Below are 5,644 nucleotides of genomic sequence, written 5' to 3'. Positions count from 1 at the left end.
ACAGTCCCCGCGGTGTGCTGACGACGGTCGCGGCGGCCGAGGCGTGGCTGGCGGGCACGGACGCTGCCAGGCCGACCGCGGCCGAGCTGCGCCGGCACCTGGCCGTCGTGCCCGCCGTCGCCGAGGCCCTACTCGCCCTGCCGATCGGCGCCACCACGCTGCTCGCCGCCGCCGGCGTCGACCCGGCCTGGTTCGACCCCGGTGGCCGGATCGCGAGCTGGACGGGGGCCCTGCGAAGTGACCCGGTGCCGATCAGCCCGCACGCCCGCCGGACGCGCCCGGCCGCGCGCCTGGCCGTGCAGGCCGGCGTCGCCGCGCACCTCGCCGCCACCGACGCGCAGCTCGACGACCTGCATCATCGGCTCGCCGCGTTGCTGCGTACCTGCGGCGAACCGGGGGTGCTCGCTGGCCCGCCCCCGCCCGGCGACGTGGCCGTCCTCGCCACCCGCCTCACCACGTGGTTGCTCGCCCGCGGCGAGACCCTGTCCGCCGATGCCGACCTGTCCGCCGATGCCGACCTGTCCGCCGATGCCGAGATGAAGGTTCGTTGACGATGACGGGATCTCGGCGAGGTCAACTGACGAACGGGGGGTCCGCCGCGCCGCCCGGGACCCCGGTGGGCGGCGGATTCGTGGTCGGAGGTGCGTGCGTGACGGCCCTGGAATCCTCGATCCTGGCCGAGGGGCGATGAGGATTCCCCGGGTCCTCGTCGACGTCGAGGACCATGGAGACGGATGGACCGTGCACGTGCGGGGCGCGGGGATCACGGCTCGGTACGGGATGGCCGCGGTGGTGGTCACCGACGTCGACGGACTGCCGCGGCGGGTGCCGACCTGGCGGGTCGAGCCGCCGGGGCCGCCCGCGCTGCCCACGCCCGACGGCCCCGAGGGGACCATCGGGCGCGACGGTGCCGCCGGGCCCGACGGTGCCGCCGCATGGGCTCCGCTGCCCGACGCCGATCTCGTTGCGGGGCCGCAGCTCGCCGCGGGGCTGCGGCCCGGTCCCGGGTCGTCCCGTCCGCGTCCGTGGCGGGGCCAGGAGATGGGGCTGTGGGCGGGCGCGCATCGGGATCATCCTCCCGGTCACGGTCACCCTGCGGGTCCTGCCGGTCCTGCGGGTCCTGCCGGCCGTTCGGGCGGATTGATGCCCTCGGCGCGGTCCGCGCCCGGTGCGGGCCCGTCGTTCGGGCCGCAAGGAGCGGACCCGGCACTGGCCGCGGTGTGCGCCGGCGACCCGGGCGAGATCTCCGGCCTGCTGGCCCGGATCGCCGGCCGGGAGCTGCGCGACAACGACGCCGAGCTGTACGGCAGGTGGCTGTTCGAGTGCCTGCTCGCGCCGGTGTGGAGACGCGTGCTCGCCGCGCCCGCGGTGCACGCCGCGCGGGGGGTGGAGCTCGCGTTGCGCTGGTCGGCGAACGACACGGCGCTGGCCGGCCTGGTGTGGGAGGCGATGCACGACGGGGAGGCGCCGCTCGCCGGGCATCCCCGGGCGCTCGTCGCCATCACCCGGGTGGTGCCCACTGCAACCCCGGCGCCGGCGACGATCCGGCGGGTGCCGAGGGTGCTGTTCGTCGCCGGCTCCGCCCTCGACGACGAGGTGATCCGCCCGGGGGCGATGTTCATGGGCCTGATGCGCGCCTTCGAGGCGGAGGCCCTGTGCGTCTCGCGGGCGATGACCAACACGACGCTCGACGAACTCGGCGAGGCATGCGCGCAGTTCGAGCCGGATGTTGTCCACCTGGTCGCGCACGGTGACATCGACGAGCATCGCGCGGTCCTCCGCGTCGCCGATCCCGGTGAGCCGGACGGGTTCCGCTTCGTCGACGGCGAGACCCTGGCGCTCGCGCTGCGCGGCCCGGCCGGGATGCCGGTGGCGGTCATCCTGAGCGCCTGTGGCAGCGCCCGCCCCGGTGGCCAGGACGCGGGCGGCCCCGGCGACGGGCCAGCGGGAAACGCCGAAGCGCCAGTGGGAAACGCCGACGCGCCTGCGGACGCGGCCCGGGCCGCCGGGCGGTCGCTCGCGGCCGAACTCGCCGTGCGCGGCGTGCCGATCGTCGTCGCGATGTCCGGTGAGGTCAGCGAGCAGGCGAGCCGGTTGTTCACCCGCCGGTTCGTGCGGGCGGTGCAGCAGGGCGCTTCGGTGGTCGACGCCGCCGCGGCCGGGCGGCGCGCGGCGCTGCTGCACGGTGACCCGCCGAGCCGGTATCTCGACTGGGCGATGCCGACCCTCGTCCTCGCCGAGAACGTCCCCCCGGACCTGCGGGTGGTCGACCCGGCGCCGGTGCTCGGGCTGCGCCGGGCCGCCGAGAGCCTGGGGCTGCGCCAGGCACCGGTGTTCATCGGTCATGACAGGGTGCTCGCGGCGACCGACGCGCTGGGCGCCCCGGCGGCCGAAGCCCGCCCCGGGTTTGTCGCCGCGGTCGCCAAGGATTCGATGAGCGGCCTGGGTGGCAGCCGGCTGCTGCGCGAGGTCGGGCTGCGCCTGCTGCGGACGGGGCATCTGCCGCTGCTTGTTGGCCCCTTCGGCGACGGCGCCGCGCCGCCTGACCTGCGCACGGTCATCAGCCAGATCCTCGAGAAGGCGATCATGATCGCCGAGGTGCTGGGGATCGACCCGCCGCCGCTGACCGTCCTCGACGCCGATCCCGACTCGCGTCTCGCGGGCACCGTCAGCCCGGAGGCGTTGCGCGGCGTCGGCGCCGAGGCACGGTTCGACCTGCTCTACGACGCGGTCGCGGAGTTCGCCGCCGGGACGGCCCCGCTGCCCGGACCGGGGCTGCGCCACCGCCTCGCCCGCGACCTCGGCGCGCTCACCGACGCGGCCGCGGCCGCCGGCGAACCGTTCGGCGCGGCGACGCGGGTGGTCGTGCTCGGCGACGAGGTGCACCGGTGGGTCGGCGGGCTGCGGCCGCTGCTGGCAATGATCCGCCGCGACGGGCTGGGCAGCCCGGACCGGCCGATCCCCGTGGTCGTCACCGCCTCCCTGGTGGAGCAGGAGGGGGTGTTTCTCAAGGACTTTCGGGACGGGCAGGCCGGCCAGCCCGGCTTCGTCTTCCCGGAGCTGGCCCCGATGCCCCCGGCGAGCGCCATACTGGGATATCAGTGGGTGCTTCTTCACCCGTGGCATCCGAGTTATCCGTTCGTCTACACGGCTGCGCGGAACGCGTCACAGGCGAGAATAGAGAAGACCCTGGGGCGCTTGAAAGGCAAACCGACCGCTGTCCGCGAGAGCCTGTATCTCGTCGCCGCGATTCTCACCGATTACGAGGCCTTCGTCGCCGCCGACGACGAGGGCGCCATGCGAGCCTACGAGGAGCAGGTCCGGTGAGGTCGCCGCCGCCCCCGCCCACCGGACGCCCCGCCGGGGCGACCGGCCCCGGCGGCGATTCCACCGAGGACCCGCAGCCGGACGTCGGCACGTTGCTGGCGCGGGCACGCGTAGCCACCCTGGCGGCGTTCGAGCCGACCGGACTGTGCCGGCTGGCGCTGGTGCCCGAGTGGACGGACACCACCGCCGCCCTGTTCGGCCTCGTGGCCGCCGACGAGCTGGCGGCGCTGCTCACGCGACTCGACGAGGCCGGGCTGATCGAGCGGCGGCGTTCCCTCGGTCCACGCCGGACGGTCCGGCAGGTGTTCTGGCTGCGGGCGTCCCGGCGCGACGAGGTCGGCCGCCACCTGCGCGGCCTGGGTCTCGACGTCGACGCCGAGGTCGACGCGCTCAGCCAGGTGATCGCGGCGGCGATCGAGGCGTCCGCGGGGGAGCTCGCCCGCGAGTTCGCGCCCTGGCTGGAGGTTGCCGTCCAGCACCGCCGCGACCATTCCGGGACCAGCCTGTTCCAGCGGGTTGACAGCCTCGTGACCGCCGCCGAACCCCGCCCGCCCGGTGTCCGCGTCGACCCGGGCGTGGGGCTGGCCGCCGCGGCCCGGCTCGTAGCCGCGGCGCGAATGATCGGCGCGGTCTGCGGTGGCACGCTCGCCGAGGCGGCCCGCCGGGCCGGCTGGCGGCTCGACCGCGCCCACCGCGACGCCCAGGACGCCGAATACCTGCGCGACTACCAGAACCGGGCCGAGATCGAGGAACCGCTCGGCGAGCTGCTCGCCGAAGACGGGCCGGGCACGCAGTGGGCCGTCCACCTGCTCGGCACCGGCGGCATCGGCAAGACGATGGTGCTGCGCTACCTTGCCTCGGGCGCGTATGCGGCCGCGCGGGACATCGCGCCGTTCCCCGTCGCGCGCGTCGACTTCGACCATCTCGACCCCCGCTACCCCGAGCAGCGGCCCGCGGAGGTGCTGCTCGCCCTCGCCGACGAGCTCGCCGGCTACGGACCCAGCCGCGGCTGGTACTACTCGTACCGGCGCTTCCGCGACGCGGCCAACGCCCTGCACGAGCAGCTCGGCCGCGCCGGCCCCGAATCCTCGCCCGCGGAGCAGGCCGCGGAGCAGGCCGCGGAGCAGGTCTACGGTTCGGCGGTCTATCCGGACCACGGCCCGGTCCGGTCGACCGCGGGCGCGCTGCGGGCCGCCGCCGCGCAGACGATCCGGGCCCTGCTCGACGAGGTCGTCCGCACGTTCGCCCGAGTGCTGCGGGAACTGGGCCGGCCGCGGGTCGTGCTCGTGCTCGACACCTGCGAGGAACTCGCCAAGCTGTACGCTCCGGGCACCGCGGCCCCGGCCATCGACCGCACCTTCGACCTGCTGGAACGGCTGCACGCCGAGCTCCCGGGCGTCCGGGTCGTCCTCGCCGGTCGCCGCCCGCTCATCCCCCCGTCCGACGCGGGGCAGCGCGCCGCCGGGCCGGTCCTGCGGACCCGCGCCTACGTCCGGGTCGTCCCGGTCGCCGGCTTCACCGCCGCCGAGGCCCACCGCTACCTCGACGCCCCGCGCCCCGAGCCGGACGCCGGTCTCGACGACATGGACCTGGACTCCTTCTCTCCACATACCGTCCTGCCCGGTCGCCGGCGCGGCGGCGCGTTGCGGACCGCGCTGCTGGACCGGGCCCGGATGCCGCCCACACCGGCGGGCGAGGTCCGCTACAACCCGTTCGAGCTCGCTGCCTACCGGGAGTGGATCGCCCGCGAGCCCGACCTCGACCCGGCCGTGCTGCGCGCCGCCGGTGACCCGCTGGTGGAACGGCGCATCATCGCCCGCCTCGCCGACGACAACGCCCGCGGCGCCCTCGCCATCGCCGCCGAGCTCGGCCGCTTCGACCTCGCCATGATCACCCCCGCGCTGCGCCGGGCCGGTCTCGACCCGCAGGCCGCGTTCGACGGTCTCACCGCCCAGGAGTGGACCCACGTCCGCGCGCTGGGCTCCCGGGGCGAACCGCTGGTGATCGAGGTCGACGAGCACCTGCGCGACCGCATTCGGGTCGCCGTCGCCGCCGAACCCGAGCGGTACCCGCTCAACCGGGCCCGGCTCGGCCGGGACGCGGCCGCGCTGGTCACCGCCGGCCCGCTGGCCGCGGTCGCCGCCGAGGCCGTCGAGACCGCGGTGCGGCTGCTGCCGGTCGCGGACGCCGCCGCCTTCTGGGTCGACCTGGAGGAACGGATCGTCGCGTCCGGCGAATGGGGCTGGGCCGCCCAGGTCTGCGTGCGCGCCGCCGGCGTCGAACGCCTGCGCGCCGACGGCCCCGCGCCCTCCCCGGC

1 protein-coding gene and 2 pseudogenes are annotated in these 5,644 nt (G+C 76.0%); all 3 read left to right on the top strand.

The window, feature by feature from the left end; genetic code table 11:
• Nucleotides 1–551, top strand: a pseudogene (locus NBZ83_RS29705) (hypothetical protein); the annotation flags it as partial.
• A gap of 136 nt (nt 552–687) precedes the next feature.
• On the top strand, nt 688–3,327 hold the full coding sequence (locus tag NBZ83_RS29700; RefSeq protein WP_261576274.1) for a CHAT domain-containing protein: 2,640 nt from the start codon (nt 688–690) through the stop codon (nt 3,325–3,327).
• Nucleotides 3,324–5,644: pseudogene (locus tag NBZ83_RS29695) on the top strand (hypothetical protein); the annotation flags it as partial. The gene NBZ83_RS29700 and the pseudogene NBZ83_RS29695, both read left to right, overlap by 4 nt.

Origin of the sequence: Frankia gtarii, from assembly GCF_025403375.1 — a bacterium.
In the GTDB taxonomy this organism is placed as follows: Bacteria; Actinomycetota; Actinomycetes; order Frankiales; family Frankiaceae; genus Frankia; species Frankia gtarii.
This window is presented reverse-complemented; position numbering and strand designations above follow the sequence as displayed.